A 21,325-nucleotide genomic window follows, 5' to 3' on the forward strand; every position below is an offset into this window, starting at 1 on the left:
TATTAGAGCAACTTGTCATCTCGGCCAATACGAATTGAAAGCATCGACCAGCACTGGCGTGCTAGCACTACTCTAGAGGTATCTCAAGAGAGGCCTTCTGAATGGTGGAATCTCCGATCTCAGAAGACTTTTCACGAGTCGTCCTCAGTTCGTAGACCAATGTATAGGGAAGATCAAGCAACTCGGTGCAAGTTGTTCCGGGAGGTGATTGAGGAATGATGCGGTCGCGAGAAAACGTGGGCATGTCTCCGAAAGCATGTTTCGAGGCCAAGCGTTTCGACAATACCAACAAGACCGACTTGCCTTGCGTCCCTTCTTCACCCAGGCGAATGATTTTCGTCATCGTTTCGGCTTCGACGGCCTGACCTTTATTTGTTCGCGCATCATTCGGATCGGCTTTGTCTTTCGCGAAAGCAGGGAAGTACCTGGGAGTCATCTGGAAGATCTCTTTCCCTGGAGAGGCCTTAAAATAGAGCCCACCAATGTGCGAGACTTCCCAGTAATCCAACACAAGATCGTACTGGCGGTCTTGTGTATTGTCGTCGATGGCATGCTGAACTTCGTCAAGCTGGGCGAGGGCGAGTGACTGCTCTGCTTTTAGTTGATAGCGGCTGATTACTGCCGGTGCCTGATAAAAAATATTGATCAGAATGGTAACGACAATGGCGGACGTAATCACGCGGTTGGAAGAGTTCTCGCGGATCGCCCATAGAATTGCCAAGGCGATCATGGAGATCCACCCGAACCAATACCACCCTAAGAGAAACCCACTACTGCAGATCATTCCCCAGCAAGCAAGGAAGGTCGCCAACAGAATTGCAAAAACTCTTGGGCTTTTAATCAAAAGAGCGAGCCCCAGCACGCACATGGCAAGTGGGCAAAGTCCCCACTGTAAAAGCCCGCCCGCGAAGATGCCGTCCCATCCCCATAGCTGATTGCTGAGCGACATCTTAGCGATTTCCCATTTCCACGCGTTGGTTCTTGGTAGCTCCGTTAGGTGGAATAGAAACTGACTAGGATTGAGAATTGCGTTTGGCGAGCAAATGACAAGACCGCATGCCATGAGCCCGATTGCAAACAGCATTTTCTTAAGAACAACCGATTTCGAGTGCTCTTCCCAGATCTTGGGCATGGCAAAAACAATGAGGAAAGCAAACATCGCACTAGGTAGGTTGGTCGCTTTCAAAGAGATGGCGCCACCAATCAACAGCCAAGCGAGCGATTCGGCAACGATCGGTTTGACCCGCCAAGGGAGGCGTTCGTTATGAGATACAACATAGAGCAGCAATACGCCAAATACCGCGAAAGCAAGGGCAAAGCTTTCGGGACCAGTCACCTTGCCGAACCACCAGGCCGCTGGCATCGAAAGCCATAAGGCCATCAAGAGGTATCCAAGATAGCGTTGAGCCATGTTGCCAACGACGGCAATCGCAAGAGAAATGCCGATGAATGCCGCGCATGCCAGTACACGCATGGCCCAGATTCCGTAGACACCAAAATGCTCGATTAGATTGATGTAGACGGTCCAGTAAGAAGCACCATAGCCAGCCCTATTGTAACGAAATAAGAAATCCCAGGCATGCAGCGAAGGCGGATTGTCTTTCATCGCATCGCCCCAGATGAAAAACGCGATTTCATCCGCAGCAAACGCAGGCAAAAAGAAAATGTGAATCAAGAGGGCGACGACGCACCCGAGCAGTATCAGACCTGGTATGTGTCCCCAGTTGCTTTGTAGCCAGGTAGGAAAATGAAGTTTCGGATTCACGCGGATATCTTTCGCTTAGTGAGTTTGCCGGAAGACTGGCACATCGTTAATTGGTTAACTTGCGATACGTTGGCTGCTAGGGCCTCCGTTCGAAGATCAGCCCAGGATTGAGCTAGATTCTCTGGCAAGACGCTGGGAGTACTGGCGACGAATTCAGTAATTCGATCGAGCCAAGGTTGGTCGTCTTGCTGCCGTCTGACGATGGTTTGGGATAGGGTAAAGCTGAACTGAGGAATAACCTGTGCTCGGCTATGGTGAGTTTGCACATAGTGCCGGGCGTTCGTTCTGATTTGTTGGGCACGCTCAGGATGGTTGTAAAGATCGATTAGCAAATTGCGCAGATCATCGACCTCGTGATGAGGCGTTCTCACCGTCAAGCTGACTCCCTCAGGCAACTCATTCGTTGACGAGAGGCAGCATGCCCCTTGCCCCAGGGCCAAAAGCAGTTCTGGTGATATTTCGTTGCGGATTGGATATTGCAGCTGAACACAGACGTCGGCAGCGACAGCGTAACGGCTCAAGACCTCCGCAGAAGTCGTTTCCAAGCAATGAACTTTTGACGTTAATTGAAGCTCCGCCAGCTGCGCGGCCAGTTCGTGTTCGAGCTTGGCGGAGTCTGCCCCGCACAAGATAACCAGGCATTCTTTGCGAAGGTTGCTCGGAAGTTGGTGTACCGCTTGTAATAGCGATTCAATGCGGCTGGTTTCTCTTTGCACGCCCAACGCAGCAATGACAAACGCATTTTCTGGAATACTAAGCTGTTGACGTTGTTCCGCCGGAGATAAAGGAGGGCTCGTCGGATCGTGGAGCCGTGGGAAATAGCTGACCGGGATATCGGCTTGCGACTTCACACGCTGCCAAGCCCAGCGAGAATGAACAATCACCGAGTCAGACATTTCAAATAGAGGTTGATTCAGTGGAACCGCATGCTGGATAAACTCGAGCGAAGTGTTACCAGAGGCTAACAGTTCCGCTAAATCACGGTTCCCCGTGTGAGCTAGAGTTTCTTCAAGAGAAATCGGCCAGTACCCACGCTCGATCGCGGAGCAAAACAGGCCACCAAGAAAGAAATCGTGCAAGACGATCACCCCTCGATGTCGGTGGAGAAGGGGGAGCATGTAGTCGTGGTAGGCATGGTTGCCGAGGTGGTAGACAAACAAATCGAATGGAGCCGCCGCATGACGCGAACTGAGTTCCGCATCGGTTATGACGACAAAGTCATCGGCGATGTATGGAGCGACCTGAGGAGCCGCCGCGTCGACAACTAGTTCGATATCGAATTGCGTTTTCAGTTCATTGATAAGCTCAAGCGAGTATTGAGCAATTTCCGTGGGGACTGGTGGTAAAGGTGAGACCCAGGCAATTCGAGGACGAAACGATGTCGGACAGCGTTGAGGCGTTTGGGCTTCCCATACTTGGGCAGCACGCTCGCCGGTGTTTTGCCAGCTAAACTGACGAGCGAATTCTAGACGCTCTTCTTGAAATTGAGTGCGTGGAACAGATAACGCCTGTTGAAGGGCCGCAGCCAATTCGCTTGGTGACTCGGGATCGGCCATGAAAGATATACGGCCGCCGTATTCAGGGAGGGAAGAGGTATTCGAGCAGACGACCGGAGCACCACTTTGCAGGGCCTCTAGCACTGGCAATCCCAGTCCTTCGTACAGCGAAGGAAAGAAAAACAGGCGACAACTTTGGTAAAGGGCTTGCAGATCTTCCTTGCTCACCCAGCCGGTTAGTTGCACCGTCTCGGTCTGGCCTTGTTGGGCGATGAAGTCGGAGTATTGTTTTTCGTTGTTGCCATGAAAAGCGCACGTGATCACTAGGTTGTGCCGTTGTTGCAGCTCTTCTGGTAGCAACCCGTGGGCTGTGATTGCTCCAGGCATATTCTTACGGAAATCGCAGCCACCGACGTACAGGATGAAATCGTCGGGAAGGCCCAAACGCTGCAAGGTTGCTCGCGTTTTTTCGGCTGAAGCCGTGGGAGTAAAGTCATCGCTGATGGCTCCCCGAATGTTGATTACTTGGGGAGGCTTTTCGACTTCCAAGGCCAGGAAGTCGTTGCGTGTTGATTCCGAAATCGCAAGCAAGGTATCCATCTGACAAAGCTGGCGAAAGCGGTGCGTGTACTGCTCGGCATCGTGAGGGCAGCGGAGATACTCTTCGCTAAATAGAAGCGGAATCAAGTCATATAGAATCGCGGAGGTGCGAGGTGGACGAATGGTTGTGAAGCTGGGGACAACTGCTTCGTGTTCAAAAATACTGCAGCAAAGATAGACATCAGCTTGTTGGCTGCAGATCCAATCGGCATAGTAAGCTTCATTCAATTCGCGGTTGGCAATAAGTTTCGGCCCGCCTGCCAAAGGAGGCGTAAATGCCCGAATCGGAAACTTCGCGCGAACCTCCGAAGCGATAGGTTCCAGAGAGGTATTCTCGATGATTTCAATCTTCCAGTCGGGACGCACCGAGTGAATGCCATTGATCAACGCACTGGAATACCGACCGACGCCACGGTTTCGCGAGTTGGAAGTCTGCAGGGCTTGGGCGTCTATGAGCAAAAGCAATGTCTTAGCCCTTTTGCATTGCAAGGAGAACCAGCGTGCTAACGTGTTGTGGGGAGACATTTTGACGAGCCGCCTCCTCGTCGGAAGTCACCTTCCAGAATTTTCCTTCCAAAAGGGCATAGCTCGATTCTTTCACATCGAAAGGAAGCGTCATTTGTTGCAAGACGCTGGAATTCAGTGCCAAGCCGGTCGCTTCGTTGGCGGTTGTGTAAGGCGCCGCCAGAAGGAACTTGCCTCCGTGTTTCAGCACCCGTAACGCTTCTGCCGCGATTTGTGCGGCCTCCTCGTGTTTGTGATTCTCGCTTGACTGGTCTCGGGAAAGCGACGCAAGAGAGACTACAACATCAAAGCTTTCTGCGGCTACGGGCAGATTGTGACCGTTGGCATGGATCACTACCAAATTGGGATGTTGAAGAGAGACTCGTTGGCGGTCAGCTCCTACAACATCAAATCCAAGACTTGCCAACTCGATCGCGATCTTGCTCTGGGCGCAATCAAGCACCAGAACACGAGCCGGAGGTGCAGGAAGTCGCGTGTGGACGAAGAGGGATTCAATCGCGTGATCGGAGAGGTCGTGTTGATCGAAAACTGGTGATCGAGTGGTGATTGAATCGCGATATTCCAGGCGATCGCTGGCCAACATCGAGCAGTAATTCACCTCCAAATCATGAATTTTCTGCTCGTACGAGCGGAGTATGTTGCGGAATTCTTCCAAAGGGTCAGGCTGCTGTTCGGCAGGGCAGGGCTCGGAATGACCTGGTTGCAAGACTGAAATACTTCTCAGACGCTTTAGAAGCCGACGAAAGGGCCGCTGTAGTTCACGTAGTACCTTTTTGGCAATAGAACGGCGTTTGGGCTCTTCGATGGAGAGGGGATCTAGCTGAACGGGGGGAGAACTCTCTGCACAAGGCTCTTCGAGAAGTAACGCTTCCTTGCGATAAGGGAGGTCTGCTAGCTCGGCCTTGATATCTGGGCGAACGAATCTCTGGGCATCCCTCCCTTGCTGAATGGCTTCCGCAAGCAAAGCCGCACGTTCCGGCGGCAATCCAGATTCGGAATGTTGGAAGATCATTGGTCTGGCTTTTTAGAGGCACCCGCGAGTAACCCCCACCTTAGACAATTATCGGATAAGTCTGCCTGCCCCGTCGGCAAATGAACAAGCTTCATGACAGAGCCTAGGCAAACGCCCAGCGGGTACCGAGCTTGTGGTTGCCGTTCCGCGTTGATTTCTGGCCTGGACGCCAATCGACATTCAAGCGAGTGATTATCGGCTAGGCCAGTGCGCGTACAGCGATTCGTTCAGCGAATGCTGCCTAGGTGAGCCGATACCCCACTTAAACTTTAGCGAGATTCTAAAGATAGGAGACTTTGGGGGTCAAGATTGGTTTTCCTAATCGCCTCAGGGCAATTAAGGGAGCGGCTGGGCCAAACATCGCGAATCATGCATTGGCCAATGCTAGTTCGACTGTCAAATCAGCCTGACGCAGGCGAGTAGGCACCTTGCGAGCGTCTACTCGTTTTCCGGCAGGCATTGCCGGATCGTTTCCCGGAGGCGTGAGACCTCTAAGGGAACGGTCAGAAACGCGTCAATGTTCTCGACTTGGTCTTTGTCCATGTTATCGATCATTAAGCGATCTGAAATTGCAATAATCTTGGGAGGCTTGGGTTGATGATCGCCGTTTGGGATGAGCCCTTCGATTCCGTCGGCGATCACAAATGCGTCGTGGATCGGCAAATGACAGTCGAGCATCAAGAGATCAAAGTCTTTTCTGTTCAGAAGGTACATCACATCGTTACCATCTTTGGCGGTCTCGGCAGAGTGCCCCAATTGGCGAAGTTGTTCCACAATGTAAAGCTGCAGCGCGCGGTTTTCATGAGCGACTAGGATATGGTGGCCGGAGGCTTTGGGGGTACTTTGTTTCTCGTTGTTGCTTGTTCGTTTGAGGAAATTGGGCCCTTTCAAACGAGGGACGTTGCCGGAATCGATGCGGCCATTGATTTCTCCATCAGGATAACGGACAGGAATATCTACCCAGAATGTCGTACCTTGCCAACGCTCGCTTTCAACACCCATTTCGCCTCCCAGTTGCCGAGTCATCTGTAATGCCAGTGATAGACCCAGGGTTGGACCGAGTAATGGCGGCATCGAGTGGAGACTTCCTTGGGAAAACGCCGCTTTTAATTCGTCGAGCGTTTGTGGGGGAATACCAACGCCAGTGTCCGTGACTGAAATGCGAATGTGGCTTCCATCCTGGTTCTGCGAAAGGGTCGTCCCCTGCAGATCAATCCGTCCTTGAGAGGTGAACTTGATGGCGTTTGAAAGTAAGAGGATCAGTATTTGACGGATGACTTTTCCATCGCAGACGACAGACTCCGAGAATTGCTTGTCGAAGCTCCATTTCAAACTAATCTGTTTAGAGTTCAGCAAAGGAAACGCGGTCGAGCCAACCTCTTGAATCACTGCCGAAAGGTCGCAGAGGAACGGCTGTAGTTCTGCCCGCCCAGATTCGATCCGAGCAATATCAGACAATTCACCAAGCATCTGATAAAGAACGGTGCTGTTGGCTAGACTGGCATCGATAAACGCTTTTTGTTGATGATTAAGAGGGGTCTGGATTAAGTGATCATGAATCGATAACACACCTTCCATGGTGGTGCGAAGTTCATGACACACGGTAGAGAGGAATTCGCTCTTTGCTCGGCTGGCTTGTTCCGCTTCAACGGCCAGTATGGCAATCGCATCTTTGGTGAGGTGATTGGAAAGATGGTTGTAATCGGTGGCTTTCGCTTGAAAACGAAGTTGATAGGCATGTTTTAGAAGTTTGTTTTCTTCTTTTAACTGCTGAGAAAACGATTCTAAGTTCTTCTGCTGGAGGCGCAGGTGATCGACGAGTGTCCTGTGTTGTCGAACATACCTTTCGCGCCGTAAGGAATGTTGAATCGCGCGAAGGATAACTTTGCCTTGGATTTCATTTTTTACAAAATACCCATGCGCACCACGATTAAGAGCCTCATGTGCCACGTCTTCGTCATCAAGACTAGTCATGACTAACAATACCGTTTGTGGGCATTGCTCTGCCAGGCAGGCAATCGTTTCTGCGCCGGTGCTATCGGGTAAATGAAGGTCGGCAATGATGACGTCATATCGTTGCTCTTTGAGATGAGCGCACGCATGTTCGAGTGTGCGAGCATGGAATATCTCGAACTTGGTTGGGCCGTTATTCAGTTGCCGAGTAACCGTTTGATAGTCGACATCATCGTCCTCAAGGAGCAAGAGATTGATAACCTGTTGATCGGTAACAAGCACTTCATGATTCATGGCCGTCTCCTAGAATGGTGCTTACCAAGTTAAAAGCATGAGCAAAGCACCTCTCAGCTTGTGCCAACCTGTGAGAGTGAGAATTGGCAATTTCAATAACAACATTGAGCAATTCGTAGTCGTAACGAGTTGGTGAAGTGCCTAGAGGGCCGACAGACAGAAGAGAGTCGAACAAGGGTGTGCGACATCGCAAAACGCCAACGTTCATTGGAAGGAAAAAATCCACCAATGAGCGAAGGATCAACGTCTCTTGTATAAGTCGAATTGTTGGCACGACGGAGGATCTCGTTAAAAGCACGAATGCCTTGCTTCCGCGCGTAGTCTGGGCGCAAAATTCCCAAAGGGAACTTGAAGCGTCAGTAACTTCGAGTTCAGGAGGAACAACGCCCTCCGGACGCGCAATCCATTACGGTTGCGAGCACATCGGCTGCTCGCATGCCTGGTTGTGTTATTGAAGATGTCTCATCTGCGGCTAAATGGATCTGCCCGTTTATGTAATCAACACCGTAAAAATGGCATATCTGAGTTATGCACTACCGCGATACGGTGCTGGGCTATTGTCTTCGGAAGTTTGTCAATAGTTTCATGAAAAAATGTTCGGTCTTTGGATGATGATGCCATACTCTCATAAAATATGCTCAAAAAGCGCGGTAAGGTCGAAGCAACGCTTCGAACTTACCGCAATAGGTAGCCGAAGAAGCCATTGAATCCATACTCCCTGGGACATCTTTCCGCTCTCCTTGCGGTGTACTTCTTGGCCTAAAAAACACTAATTCTTGATAGAGGAGGAAAACGGCTGAGGTTTAATTGCCTCAATCGCATGTATGAGTCCTCGTCCGCTCAATGGTTTGGCGAACCAACGATCGATGCCTTGGAAACCAATTTCCAAGTTATTTGGCGATGTTCCACGTAGTGCAAAAATCGGAGTCGAGCCAATGCAAGAGTCAGAACGGATTTGGCGCACGGTGGGCAGGCCATCACACTCGGACAATTCCATGTCGAACCGAGTTACCTTAGGTGGCCTATTTACTTTCAGGTAATTGAGAACTTCGTTGCCATTGGCGAATGTGTCGACGTTGTAGCCGCGTGCTCGAAGAAAATCAGCGAGTATGTCTCGTTTGTACAACGAGTCCTCAACTATGAAGACCTTGCTAGAGCCGGAGTTTGTGTTGGGTGTGCTCTGAAAAAACAGAATCTCGTCAGGCACATGCAAGCCGCTTGGCATAGCGGAAAACACGACTGCTTCTTCTACTTGGCCAGCTTGGATTAGCTCGCAGTACAGAGGTAGATCATCGCTGATCTGGGGAAGTTCGTTGCGTACCCCGAAACGAATATCGCGTGGCAGGCGCAGAAACTGCCTGCGAACGAGCGATGCGGTAGTTTTCGGAGTATTGATTTCATCGCGAATAATTGCGATGCGGTGCGGAGCGTCGCTACCTATCTTCACATATCCGGACTGAACGCGGATAAAGTGAATGGTATTTCTCGCATGCGGAAAAGATGGCCAATCTTTCGAATGGCGCGCAACGATTAACATAACGGACTCCTTGCTGCAGTCATAATGGATTTGACTGCATCGAGAGGTAAGGACGTTAAGTTCTTCCAACGTAGAAGAAGCCTGCCCCACGTCCACATCTCACAACTGCAAGAAAATGTAAGAGTCGAATTACCTCCGAGTAGGCCGTTGGATGGTTACGCGGACTATCGGCAGCCCGCATTTCATTTCATTAAATTAGCGATCCACCAAAATTAGGTCAACAAGAATTGATCGATTTACTGGGGGGATAGGGAGAGTTTTTGTTTTGGTATAATTAACAGAATGTGAATGCGATATAACGAGATATTCTGGACAAATTTGGACGGATCGGGCAGACAGTAGAAGAGGGCTATCGCACATAGACACAAGCTCGGATGGTCCCATTGATTTGGTAAGGTAGATGTCGAGGCTGTTGTCCAACACCTTGTGGCGATTTTAGCCTTGGCTAGGTCACGATAAGTGAGAGCCGCGTCTACATCATCATCCACCAGCAAGGTAAAAATCTGGTTAGAAGCCATGGTGACGCAGGGAATAGGGCGGCAAGGTTACTCTCTGTTGAAGCCAACCAGAGTCGGCATGAGCACGGACAATCGCTGAGCTAACTCTTGAGCATTGTCTGCGGTCGAGGCGAATTCATTACGAACCCCAGATTGCTCTAGCGACTCGGCGATTTTGGCGGTCTCGATTTGGTGAAAGAAACGAAGTGCGCTTTTGAGTTTATGGGCGGAAATGGTCAGCAAATGCCCGTCATTATTGGCAATCGCAGTTTGTATATTGGCAATGCTCTTGTTCATTTCTGGAATGTAAGCTTCGACAATCTCGGTTAGTGTCTCATGGTCGTTGCCTAAGCGTTGCAGGAGTTTTTCCCAGGGGACAAGCGATTCTTTGGTTGCTGGAGAAACAGGTAGGGTTGGCTCGCGTGAAGGCTTTCGACTTTCTAAAGAATTAGCGATGTTCTGACTTTTGCAAATCGCGTTATCGATGGCTGCAAAGAGTTCGTCAGGCGATAGCGGTTTAGAGACGTATTCGTCCATGCCGGCAGAAAGGCAGCGTTCCCGGTCTTTCTTGAGGGCATGCGCTGTGGTGGCAACAATAGGAATGTGTCCGCCCGATTCTTGTTCATGTTCTCGTATTTGAAATGCAGCCGTTAAGCCGTCCATTTCCGGCATCTGAACATCCATGAGGACAACATCGAATTTGTTTTTCTGAACGGTTGCGAGGGCTTCAAGCCCATTTTGAACCACCGTAATCTTATGGTGCCGCCGCTTCAGAATCGCCATCGCGACTTTCTGATTCGCGGGGCTATCTTCGGCCACTAAGATGTGTAGACGTGTTCGTGTTGCATCGACTGATTCAGGTTCGTCTTGGGGCAAAATGGCTACCTCAGTACTGCCAAGTCCAAATCCATCAACGATGGCTTCAAGTAATTCCGATGGCTTAATGGGCTTGCGAATGCGTGAAGCAATTTGAAGCGAATTGTCTCTATCGTGGCTATTAATTCCTCCTGAAGATACCAGAATAACCACTGGCCGTCCGTATTGTTCCGGATTGGCTTGAAGTTGCTGGATCATTTCATAGCCATCCATTTCTGGCATTTTGACATCGGTAATGACGATATCAAATGGATGGTTGTCCTGAACAGCGGCTTTTAGATACTGTAAAGCCGAGGCTCCGGAGTTTGCCGTTTGAGCTTGCAGGTTATACGACTCCGTCACTTCTTTGAGCATTAACTGATCGATCTCGTTGTCGTCCACAACGAGGGCTCGTTTGCCGACTAGTTCGTGGGCGGCGTCTCGCCACGGCAAAGGGGATTGGTCCTTAGCGACGCGCAGATTGACCGTGAAGAAGAAGGTGCTTCCAACTCCTTGTTCACTTTCAACCCATATTTCACCCCCTAATTTGTGAACCAGAAGCGAAGAGATCGTGAGACCCAGGCCTGTGCCGCCGTAGCGACGAGTTATGGATGAGTCGGCTTGTTCAAACACATTGAAGATGGAGGCCAGCTTTTCTTGAGGGATGCCAATGCCCGTGTCGCGTACTGCGAACTTTAATTGGACTTCGTTTGCTTGTTTGACCTGGGGCTGGAGGGGGATGACCTTAACTTCGATGATGCCTTGTTGAGTGAACTTGATCGAGTTCCCCACAAGATTTAGGAGGATCTGACCAATCCTGCGTGAGTCGCCAATGAGCAACGGGGGAACATTGCGATCGACATGGTAGACAATTTCGATATCGCGATCGTGAAGCCTAGGTGAAAGCGATTTTAGTAGTTTGGCGATCAGGTCATGTAGTTGGAATTCGTCCTCGTCCAATTCCAACTTGCCAGCTTCGATCTTAGAAAAATCGAGAATGTCGTTAATGATTTGAAGGAGAATGTTCGACGATTCTGAGACGGTGCGGAGGTAGTCGCGTTGGTCGGTGGTTAATTCTGTTCGCAGAACGGTGTCGGTTAGGCCGATGATTGCGTTCATCGGAGTGCGAATTTCGTGGCTCATATTGGCCAGGAATTCACTCTTGGCTAGGTTGGCTTTCTCGGAGGTGCGTCTTGCTTCCCGGGCTATCTCCTCGCTTACCTGTAGTTCGACAGCTTGATTATGACCGAGCGCGATATTTCTACCCATCATCCAGATGACTCCTGCCAAGAGGAGGCTCAGCGTCATTCCGCCTATGCCAATCATGGATGGGGTTACGCGATCGATTTGATTTTCGAAAGCTGGTGTGCTGTAGGTGTCGATCCGCCATTTACGATCACCAGGAGAGATCTCTATTTGTTGGGTGAACTTCCGCTCGGCCATAGCCTCTTTCGGATTGCCATAGAGCAGTACATCGTTATTCCGGTCGTCAGTGTCGTAAATCACGATTTGAACATAGCTCTGGGTCCGACTATCAACGTCAGAAATTGCTTGTTCCAGAATGATTGGGGCGTAAATCAACCCGCGGAGCTCTTTTTCTCGTTCTTCGGGAGTTGGCGGCAATTCGTTCGAATTATAAATAGGTAAGAAATAGAGGAAGCCACTGGTCTTGCGTTCGTCTTGAACAAGTTCGATGCGTCCGGTAATCGTTGGCCTACCTGTTCGCACGGCTTTCTCGGCGGCTCTACGTCTGGTTATTTCCGATCCGATGTCGTAGCCCCAAGCGTTTCGGTTTTGTTCAAGCGGAAAAATGATTTTGATTACAAGCAAGTCCGGCGCATTACCTTGGGTGTTAATTTGGAAGTCGGGGGCAGAATCCTGCCGCACAGTCTCAATGAATTTGTCTAAGTCTATTCGCTCGACTCGCTCGATTAGGCCAAAACCAATGGCCCCAGGAAACTCTTGAGACAAGTCTCTCGAAAAAACGAATTCAGCAAACTCATTTCGCGAAACCTGTTCGCTGCCAAAGTAAAGTCCTCGTATTCCTCGCAATCCGTAGACGACGCGATTGATGTTCCGCTCGATATCTTCCACCGCAAGATTGGTGAAATAATTGAATCTTGTTTCATTCGTTTGACGGATCGTCCGCTGAGCGTCCACCACCAGGCTGCCCGTAACCAGCAAGGCCAGGGCCAACATACCGATCACGACGCTGCTTACAGGTCGGGCACGGTGTAGTTCGGCCAAGACAATGGTGCGATCATTAGCCGATTGAATAAACTTGGTGCCTCGCCAGATCAGAAAGAAACCTGCCGCGATCAGGAAGAGCAATGCTGCGGTGTGAATCGCAGTGGTCGAAAAAATGCTTGTCCCACGTGCGTTATTGCGGAAGAGAAAAAGAAGGATGCTGATTAGTCCCAGAAGCCCGGCTATGAAGGCGAACGACTTTCTCACCCAGGTGGGAAAATAATCGGAGATCAATTGACTGAACGCAAGCAGCCACAGGGCAATTGCTGTTCCAGTCGACATCCTTCCCGGGGGCTTGCCGAGACTAACTGAATTGGGATCGGCACTGAAAAGGGTATCGATTCCTAGATTCCACGAGAATGCTATTTCAAGCAAACTTATGGTCGCTAGACCAAAGACGAACGTGGCCAATCCAATGGCCAGCCAGTCCCAGTGGGCTTTGGTGTACCGCATTTGGGAACGGATTAAGCCAACGACAGACAACACGCCTAGGCCGAGTGCCGTGTTGAATTTCATCGTGGGCAAGCCGTTGATGAGGGAGCGTAATTCAACGAACCCTGCCAGCCACGCGACCATGACGACACATGCCGTTAGCAATGCCAGACTGAGCAAAATCCGCCCAGCGATTAGTGACCAAGCTGCAGCGATCAGCCGAGACTTAGGAGTGGATATGGGCAACGAATTGCTGGTCATAATACGAGGATCCGGCATTCAACGCCCTGCGAAATTTAGGATGGAGGAGCGGAAATCGTAAAGTGGAAAGTGGAACCTATTCCCGGTTCTGATTCAACTTTAATTTGGCCCCGATGCTGTTCAACGATTTTTCGACAGGTAGCCAGGCCGATACCTGATCCTTCATATTCCCGCTGGGCATGCAAGCGTTGGAAGGGGATAAAAATCTTATCAAGGTATTCTTGCTTGATGCCAATTCCATTGTCGGAAAATGATACCAGCCATTGGTGTTCCCCTGCCCGTTTGGCAGAGATGTTGATGACGGGAGTCCGATCGCCACGGAATTTGATCGCATTGGACATTAGGTTTTGGAAGAGAAGGGTCAGGGTTGTTTCATCTCCCAGAACATCAGGCAACGGCTCGGACTGAATGGTGGCTTCTGACTCGCGGATTTGAAAGTCGAGATTGAAGAGGGCTGAGTCACGAATTTGTTCTAGTGAAACCGGTTGCCAGCGATTTTCAATCGAACCATAGCGGGCAAATTCAATAAGGCTTTGCACTAGTGATTGTAATCGGCGCGCGTTGGTGCCAATTAAATCGACGTTCATCTCACACGTCTCGTCTAGCTTGCCAGCTAGGTCTTCTTTGAGAAATTCCGAGAGTTGGGCAATTCGACGCAAAGGAGCTTGGAGGTCGTGCGCCGCCATGTGAGCGAAGTCATGGAGTTCTTGTTGGCGTCTGGCGACTTCCCGGGAGAGTTCAACTTTCTCGATCGCATTGCTAAGGGCGCGATGCACGGTTTCGGCCGTGAGGGCATCTTTAACAAGGTAATCTTGAGCCCCAAGCTTCAATCCCTCGACCGCAATCTGTTCATTCCCATCTCCTGAGATTGCGATGATGGGCACATCATTGCCAGACGCACGAATCTTTTCGAGGTATTCCCATTTCTGAGAATCTTCCAGACGATAATCCAAAAACACACAATCAAAATCTTGATTCTGAAGTCGTGCGAGTCCCTCGGTTCCGCTCAATACGTGAACGACTTCAAACTCATAGCGACATGCTTGGGAGAGCATTGCTTGAAGAACCCGCGAGTCGGCCGTGCTGTCGTCGATGATTAGAAAACGCATGGGTTTAAAGTTCAACAAATCTGGGGATTAGATTGTCTCGGGCATAGATCGTTCTGGTTAAGCAGTTGCGGGAATATCGCAGGTGGGACAACTTCATTATTACGTCTATTCGACCAATTACAGCCTGAACTTGTCGTCTAAGCGGATATCGGGGGCGGTATTCTTTCTCGTTCGATTTACAAGACATCGTGTGGAAAATTGATTTGGTTGCTCGGCGACCAGGTTGGAGTCTTGGCGGCGCTACCTATAACGAATCTAACGTTTGATATAGGCCTCCATAGTCCTTGTAGCGATCCTAATCGAAATAAAGTGGGGGCAATTATTGCTGGCGATGCGCAAATCCGCAATCTAACTGTGGAAAGGAGCGGCAGGGATATCGCAGGGTAGGTTCTTGTAAGGTGGTACGAGTGACACCCTCAAGTGCTGCGCGATGCAGTTTGCGCATAGTACGCCGCTTATCGAACGATTGCTGCCCGCAGGGTTCTCTGTTGGGTTGTGAGCGAATTTGCATAAAAGGTGTTGGAATAAAGGGGCAAGACGAATGAGTTTAGGAAATGCCACAATCAGAGTCCTCATTCTTGAAGACGATGATGCGGATGCACAAATCACGACTCGTCAATTGCAACAGTCGCGATACACTTTTCAGATTCGGCACGTCGCCTGCATGGACGACGCGATGGCCTATCTCCAAGAAGGATCCTACGACGCAATTGTTGCCGATGTGCATGTGCCAGACTCGGCTGGCATTGGCACAATTACCAAACTGCGCGAATGCTGTAAAACGACTGCCATCCTTGCGATCACCTCTGCGGCGACTCCCGAAATTGAAGACGAGATTTTTGCTGCCGGAGCGCAGGACTTTCGCCTTAAGGAAGAACTGTGTGGCAATGCCCTGGCGCGGGCTGTCGTTCATGCTATCGAACGTCAAAAGGATCTTAACCGGATTAAACGCTTGGTGCGTCATCTCAAGCGAAGTCAGGTTCAATTAAGAGATCAGGCCCAGCAGTTGAAGCAAAAGAATCGGCACTTGCGAAAGTTGTACCGCACCGCCAAAGAGTTTGTGGACAACGTTTCGCACGACCTGCGTACTCCTTTGACGGTGATCAAAGACTACGTTTCGATCGTGCGCGATGGCATGGCCGGCGAGGTCAATCCCGAGCAGAAGAAGCTGTTGGGTAAGGTGACCGTTCGGGCAGATGATCTTAACAACATGGTCGATGACATCTTAGATGCCAGCAAGCTGGAGGCTGGATTGCTGGGCGCTTGGCGACGCCCAATAAGCATTCCGGATGTCATTTCGCATGCAGCCAGTTTGCTGCGAGAACGTGCTTCGATCAAAGGGATCGAATTGGTGATTGATTGTCCGTCGGACTTGCCGGAAGCCTATTGCGATAGCGAAAAAGCTGTCCGTGTGATCAGCAACCTGGCGAACAATGCCATCAAGTTCTCGAAGCCTGGCGAGAAGGTGACCCTATGGGCCAAATATCAACCGATCGAGGCGGAAATTTTGATCGGGGTAACCGATCATGGGCCTGGTATCGAGCAAGACTGTTTGGAGCAAATTTTCCAACGGTTTAATCAACTAGACAATAACGAATCGGCAACCGGCAAAGGCTTTGGGCTGGGGCTGTGTATTGCCCAACGACTGAGTCGAATCAATTTGGGGCAATTAAGTGTCGAAAGTCAGGTGGGGCAGGGAAGCACGTTTGCGTTTACCGTTCCTTTGGCCGAGCCTACCGAGGTCTTCTGGCGTTGGCTGGGAATTCGTAGCGATTCTTCCTTCCCGCTTTACATGAATAAAGTCTCGCTAGGAGAAACGGTCGCTGAGAAGGATGCGGACGATTTCGACCGATTCATGAACTGTTTACTGCGAAGACAAGACCTTCTATTTCGCCTGTCCCCACGGGAATGGTTGCTGATCCTCTCTATCCCCGAGAATGAAGTTCAACGATGGGAGGAAAGGGCCAGCCGAGACTTTACGCGTTTCAATCGCAATCGTCCTCAAGGACCGTTGCCAGGATATTCACGACGCGTAATTCAGCAGTGGCCCGCTCGGATTTCAGCGAGGAGGGTCTTAAGCGAGTTCGAGAGAATTCTACAACGGGAGTTCAATACTTCGACAGTTGAAGCGATAGCGTTTCAATAAGCAATAGATCATTTCTATTTTCAGCATTAGGGGCAAGGTCTGAAATGAATGAATCAAAACAAATACTGATTGTGGATGACGAGCACGACATACGAGATGGTGTCTCGTATTGGCTGCGTGCCGCAGGGTACTCGCCATTGTTTGCAGATGACGGATCCAGTGGCATCGAGTCGGCTAAGCGCAATCATCCAGACGTGATTCTTCTGGATGTGCAAATGCCAGAGAAAGACGGGCTAGATACGTTGCATGATCTTCGAATGGATCCTTGCACTTCGGACATTCCTGTCATTATGCTTTCGGCCAGTTTGTCGGATGAATATCGAGCACTCGACGCAGGTGCGCGGTTCTTTGTGCAAAAACCATACGAAGGTTACCGAATCATATCGGCCATCCAGGCGGTGCTTATGCCAGTCATGGCATGAGCGTATGCCTTGTTTGTTCCTACCCCCCAGTGTCATGCGGAGACTTCCATGAAAAAGACCGTTCTAATTGCGGACGACAATGCCGATATCGTCGATATTCTTAAACGGCGTTGCGAAACGCTGGGTCTGAATGTGATTGTGGCAAACAACGCCATGGAAGCGCTAACCAAAGCCGAGGCTTACCAGCCAGAAGCGATCATGCTGGATGTGAACATGCCCCATGGAAACGGGCTCTCCGTTTGTGAAATGCTAACGCATCATGAACAGTTGAGTTCGATTCCCGTGATTGTCTTGACCGGAAACACTTCTTCGGAAGTTGTCAAACGTTGCCATCAATTGTGTGCGTTCTACATTCCTAAGACAACGGACATTTGGAGTCAGATAGAGCCTGTACTTTGCGATCTACTCAAAATTACTCCTATGAAGGATACGCCGGACGTGAATACCGAAGAAGATGCTTCCGCAAATTGCGTTGCCATGCTTGATCGTGTTTTTAGTATTCTGGGGGCCGAGATCAATCGCAACACGGAAACGGAAATGGAATGTGCCGTGGAGGAAGATGCTGCTCCATGGGTGCTGACCATCGAGGACGACGAGGATGTCGCGTTCACGCTAAGAAGACGCTTGCAAGAGGTTGGAATCAATGCGGTAAATGCGAATGAGGGTACCGAAGGCTATCGGCATGCGTTTATGTCGGTACCGACGGCGATCATCCTCGATTATGAACTGCCAGGCGGTAACGGGGCCTACGTCATGCGGCGGCTCAAAGAATCTCCTGTGACAGCTTCCATTCCGGTTATCGTTCTTACGGGCCGAAAGGAAGGGTATATTGAACGCCAAATGCGAAGCATGGGAGCTTCGGCGTTCTATAACAAGCCGATCCCTTGGCAACAAGTTCAAGAAACGCTCTCCAACCTTGTCCCAGCTGCATTTGCAAACTAGGTCGCAAACGCGGGGTGACGGTAGTCCATGACTTATTGATTTCTCCGTAAGCAACTCAACACGGCAAGATTCCGATTTGCCATGTTTCCGGGGCTTCCATGGGGCGCCCCTGTTGGATTGGCGGCGCTGTCGTCAATCCAACAGGGGAAAGTTCTTTTCGCTGCTCCCTATTGAGCCGTTTTAGGGCATTGTTTCAAAGTTCTTGCTACCACTCCCCGAGCAAAGCGAAAAGGAATATTTTGGTTCCATGGACTCCCGCAGTCCATCGCTTCCCGTGAGTTGTTGCCGCTTTGAATCATTGATCTCTGCGCACACAGCTTTAACTCTGGTCAAGCGTTCTCTCTACGTGTTCAGGGGCTTCCGTGGGTTGTCCCTGCTTGTTTGGCAGCGCAGTCCTCAATACCGGTGCTTTGGATATGTCCGATTTCTTGCTTGATCCCGAGGTCATCTTCCTGAATCACGGTTCGTTTGGAGCTTGCCCAAAAACCGTCTTTGAAGAATACCAGCGGTGGCAAAGAGAATTAGAACGGCAACCGGTCCGATTTCTGCAGCGCGAACTTCCTGGCTTGCTTGCCGATGCCCGCCGCCAAGTTGCCTCGTATTTGGGAGCCAACGCGAATGAAGTTGTCTTTGTCGCTAATCCCACGTTTGCCGCGAATACGATTGCCCGTTCTCTTCCACTGGGACCTGACGACGAGGTTTTGATTTCGGATCACGAGTACGGCGCCTGCCGTTTTGCCTTTGAACATGCTGCTCAGCAAAAGGGCTTTCGTGTCGTTCAACAGGCGATTGCCTTGCCGGTTGAATCTCCCGAGGCAATCGCTGATGCTTTCTGGCAAGGCGTGACTGAGAAGACCAAGCTTATTTTTCTCAGTCACATTACTTCCGCCACAGCACTTGAGTTGCCGGTCGCCCAGATTTGTCAGCGAGCTCGCGAAGCTGGGATCTTGACGATGATCGACGGAGCCCACGCTCCCGGCCAGATCGATGTCGATCTTTGCAAGCTAGGCGCCGACTTTTATACGGCGACTTGCCACAAGTGGATGTGTGCTCCGAAGGGATCAGGCATTTTCTACGCCCGAGAAGATCGGCAACATTTGGTCGAGCCGTTGGTGGTTGGTTGGGGCTGGGGAGCGGAAAAGACCTTTCATCGTGAAAACGAGTTCATCGAGCATCATGAGTGGCTAGGAACCTACGATCCGTCCGCATTTTTAACCGTGCCGGCGGCGATTACTTGGCAGAATCAAGTGGTGACGAAAGAGGTGCGGCAACGCTCGCGCGACTTGGTACATTCGGCAGTTCATCTGGCCGCACAGATCGACGGAATTGAACGAGTGCATCCTGATAGCTTCTATTATCAGATGGGCCTAATTGATGTGACGGCAAAATGCGTCGACGCGGAAGCTCTGAAGTCGCGGCTTTACGAGAAGTATCGAATCGAAATACCGGTTATTCGCTGGCAGGATCGAATCTTCATTCGTGTCTCGGCCCATGCCTATACCACGCAGGGCGATATCCAAGCACTCATCCAGGCCCTTCAGGAACAACTGAGCCCTCAAAATAGTTGAGAGGGTTCTGCCACTTTCAATTTTGAGTGAGTGTCGCCAAGCGGCGACACTGTCGCAATATAAAGGCGCTTTGCTGGTTAAAACGATCGGATTTCCCTCGTTTTGCTGAATGGCACCCCGATTGCTGATACGTGAGCATAGGGCGGTAGAATCTCTTTCTCAAGTGTATAGGGAGCCATTCTATGGGGTGTCCACATATCATTCGGCCTACGCCAGAACGGTTTCGCTCTGTTGAAAAAAAGAACGCGATCGGGCTGCGTGAATCGCTCTTGGTACATCTGCTCCTAGTCTTGGTACTGGGGCTGGCAATCGCTCTTCGTAGCCTCGGTTAGGCGAGAAACATAGAATGTCATGGTGAGCATTCCGACTCGGGAATGATGGAAGTAGGCAGGGGATTGGCGGTACAACAACGATATGGAACGATCTCATCTTTTCTCCGATTTAGAGGGTGCGTTGAAAGAAGGCCCCATTTTCCGAGCGATTGCGGATTGCACGTACGATTGGGAAAGTTGGCATTTGCCAGACGGAACGCTGCAATGGGTTAACGCCGCCGTAGAGCGAATGACGGGGCTCTCGCCTGGGCAATGCTTAACCATGCAAGACTACCCCTTGCCGCTGGTTGATCCGAGCTATCGCCCTCGAATGGCGCGTGTCATGCGAGAGGCGATCGAAGGAAGTAGCGGCAACGATGTGGAGTTTCTGGCTACGCATCAAGATGGCTCACAGCGTTGGATGGCCATTTCCTGGCAGCCCATGTTCGACGAATCGGAAACGCACCTCGGTTTTCGTACAAGTATCCGCGACGTGACCGAGCGTCATCAACTGCGAGAAGAATTGCGATTACACAATCGCCATTTGGAACAACTCGTGCAAGAGCGTACTGCTCAGGTGGCCGAGTTGGAGAAGCACCGCCTGCAGATGGAAAAGCTGGCTGCTTTAGGGCAACTTGCCGCTGGTGTTGCCCATGAAGTGAATAACCCGTTGGCGGGAATCCGTAATGCTTTTGCACTATTCCGATCTGGTGTCTCTGAAGAACATGAGCATGCTGGGTTATTGGACTTGATTGATAACGAAATTGAACGCATCAGCGGAATTACGCATCAGATGTATCAACTTTATCGCCCCAGCCAGCAGGCGATCCGAGCCTTTGATATTACACGTGTCATGGAAGAAGTATTGGCACTTCTCGAACCGATCTCGCGAAAAGCCAATGTGTGGATCGATCAGCGAATGAAATCGGGAACTGCCACGGCAACGCTTGAGGAAAGCCAAGTGTTTCTGCGTGAAGGTGAACTGAAGCAAATCTTGTTCAACCTGGTTCGTAACGCGATTCAGGCTTCCGAATTTGGCGACACCGTGACCATTCTATACTCCACCACCCCTGATACGGTTGTCATTTCGGTGTTGGATCAAGGTGACGGAATCGATCCTGAGGTGATGCCGTATATTTTCGATCCGTTCTTTAGTACCAAGTCGAACGCTCCACGCGAAGGAATGGGGCTCGGGCTATCGGTTTCGCGCAGCTTGGTCGAAGCAATGGGGGGCGAAATTCATGTTCGTAGTACGCTGCGTACGGGAAGTGAGTTTGAAGTGGTTCTCCCTCGGGAACTTGACGAACCGGTTCAGCGAAGCGGAGTCTCGCCAGGGATTGTAGAGCCGTAGAA

General features: G+C 50.6%; 12 protein-coding genes. 5 read left to right on the plus strand and 7 right to left on the minus strand.

From position 1 onward, the window contains the following. Window positions 1-67: 67 nt before the first annotated feature. From DTL42_RS15945 to DTL42_RS15975, 7 genes are all read right to left on the minus strand, one after another. Window positions 68-1,765 (minus strand): hypothetical protein, encoded by a 1,698-nt coding sequence (locus tag DTL42_RS15945; RefSeq protein WP_114369716.1) that lies wholly within the window; start codon window positions 1,763-1,765, stop codon window positions 68-70. Continuing rightward, the gene (locus tag DTL42_RS15950) at window positions 1,762-4,326 is read right to left on the minus strand and encodes a glycosyltransferase (protein WP_158545417.1); all 2,565 of its coding nucleotides are present in this window, start codon (window positions 4,324-4,326) and stop codon (window positions 1,762-1,764) included. Before DTL42_RS15950 ends, DTL42_RS15945 begins: the two co-directional genes overlap by 4 nt. A 4-nt stretch (window positions 4,327-4,330) precedes the next feature. After that, complete coding sequence (locus DTL42_RS15955) at window positions 4,331-5,398, minus strand: class I SAM-dependent methyltransferase (RefSeq protein ID WP_114369718.1); 1,068 nt, start codon at window positions 5,396-5,398, stop codon at window positions 4,331-4,333. Between the two features lie 438 nt (window positions 5,399-5,836). Further along, window positions 5,837-7,645: an ATP-binding response regulator gene (locus DTL42_RS15960; protein ID WP_114369719.1), complete on the minus strand. Its 1,809-nt coding sequence runs from the start codon at window positions 7,643-7,645 to the stop codon at window positions 5,837-5,839. Window positions 7,646-8,414: 769 nt separating this feature from the next. Then, complete coding sequence (locus DTL42_RS15965; RefSeq protein ID WP_114369720.1) at window positions 8,415-9,182, minus strand: response regulator; 768 nt, start codon at window positions 9,180-9,182, stop codon at window positions 8,415-8,417. A gap of 545 nt (window positions 9,183-9,727) precedes the next feature. Continuing rightward, window positions 9,728-13,492, minus strand: coding sequence for a CHASE domain-containing protein (locus DTL42_RS15970; protein ID WP_114369721.1), 3,765 nt, complete (start codon window positions 13,490-13,492; stop codon window positions 9,728-9,730). A gap of 17 nt (window positions 13,493-13,509) precedes the next feature. Beyond that, on the minus strand, window positions 13,510-14,583 hold the full coding sequence (locus DTL42_RS15975; protein WP_114369722.1) for a sensor histidine kinase: 1,074 nt from the start codon (window positions 14,581-14,583) through the stop codon (window positions 13,510-13,512). A 541-nt stretch (window positions 14,584-15,124) separates the two neighbouring features. Between DTL42_RS15975 and DTL42_RS15980 the strand changes: the two genes are divergently transcribed. The 5 genes from DTL42_RS15980 to DTL42_RS16000 all read left to right on the plus strand — a co-directional run bounded on the left by DTL42_RS15980 (window position 15,125) and on the right by DTL42_RS16000 (window position 21,323). Beyond that, complete coding sequence (locus DTL42_RS15980; protein WP_114369723.1) at window positions 15,125-16,729, plus strand: ATP-binding response regulator; 1,605 nt, start codon at window positions 15,125-15,127, stop codon at window positions 16,727-16,729. A gap of 44 nt (window positions 16,730-16,773) precedes the next feature. After that, a complete protein-coding gene (locus tag DTL42_RS15985) occupies window positions 16,774-17,151 on the plus strand; it encodes a response regulator transcription factor (RefSeq protein ID WP_114369724.1) in 378 nt (125 codons plus the stop codon). A 48-nt stretch (window positions 17,152-17,199) separates the two neighbouring features. Further along, window positions 17,200-18,093 (plus strand): response regulator, encoded by an 894-nt coding sequence (locus DTL42_RS15990; protein ID WP_114369725.1) that lies wholly within the window; start codon window positions 17,200-17,202, stop codon window positions 18,091-18,093. 416 nt (window positions 18,094-18,509) lie between these two features. Continuing rightward, on the plus strand, window positions 18,510-19,661 hold the full coding sequence (locus DTL42_RS15995) for an aminotransferase class V-fold PLP-dependent enzyme (RefSeq protein WP_114369726.1): 1,152 nt from the start codon (window positions 18,510-18,512) through the stop codon (window positions 19,659-19,661). 414 nt (window positions 19,662-20,075) lie between these two features. After that, window positions 20,076-21,323, plus strand: coding sequence for a sensor histidine kinase (locus DTL42_RS16000; protein WP_114369727.1), 1,248 nt, complete (start codon window positions 20,076-20,078; stop codon window positions 21,321-21,323). The last annotated feature ends 2 nt before the right edge of the window (window positions 21,324-21,325 follow it).

It is taken from the genome of Bremerella cremea (assembly GCF_003335505.1).
GTDB classification, from domain to species: domain Bacteria; phylum Planctomycetota; class Planctomycetia; order Pirellulales; family Pirellulaceae; genus Bremerella; species Bremerella cremea_A.

Coding starts and splice junctions, on each gene's coding strand:
- DTL42_RS15995 (WP_114369726.1), top strand. CDS start 18,510: ATGTCCGATTTCTTGCTTGATCCCGAGGTCATCTTCCTGAATCACGGT.
- DTL42_RS15955 (WP_114369718.1), bottom strand. CDS start 5,398: ATGATCTTCCAACATTCCGAATCTGGATTGCCGCCGGAACGTGCGGCT.
- DTL42_RS15990 (WP_114369725.1), top strand. CDS start 17,200: ATGAAAAAGACCGTTCTAATTGCGGACGACAATGCCGATATCGTCGAT.
- DTL42_RS16000 (WP_114369727.1), top strand. CDS start 20,076: ATGGAACGATCTCATCTTTTCTCCGATTTAGAGGGTGCGTTGAAAGAA.
- DTL42_RS15980 (WP_114369723.1), top strand. CDS start 15,125: ATGAGTTTAGGAAATGCCACAATCAGAGTCCTCATTCTTGAAGACGAT.
- DTL42_RS15960 (WP_114369719.1), bottom strand. CDS start 7,645: ATGAATCATGAAGTGCTTGTTACCGATCAACAGGTTATCAATCTCTTG.
- DTL42_RS15965 (WP_114369720.1), bottom strand. CDS start 9,182: ATGTTAATCGTTGCGCGCCATTCGAAAGATTGGCCATCTTTTCCGCAT.
- DTL42_RS15970 (WP_114369721.1), bottom strand. CDS start 13,492: ATGCCGGATCCTCGTATTATGACCAGCAATTCGTTGCCCATATCCACT.
- DTL42_RS15985 (WP_114369724.1), top strand. CDS start 16,774: ATGAATGAATCAAAACAAATACTGATTGTGGATGACGAGCACGACATA.
- DTL42_RS15975 (WP_114369722.1), bottom strand. CDS start 14,583: ATGCGTTTTCTAATCATCGACGACAGCACGGCCGACTCGCGGGTTCTT.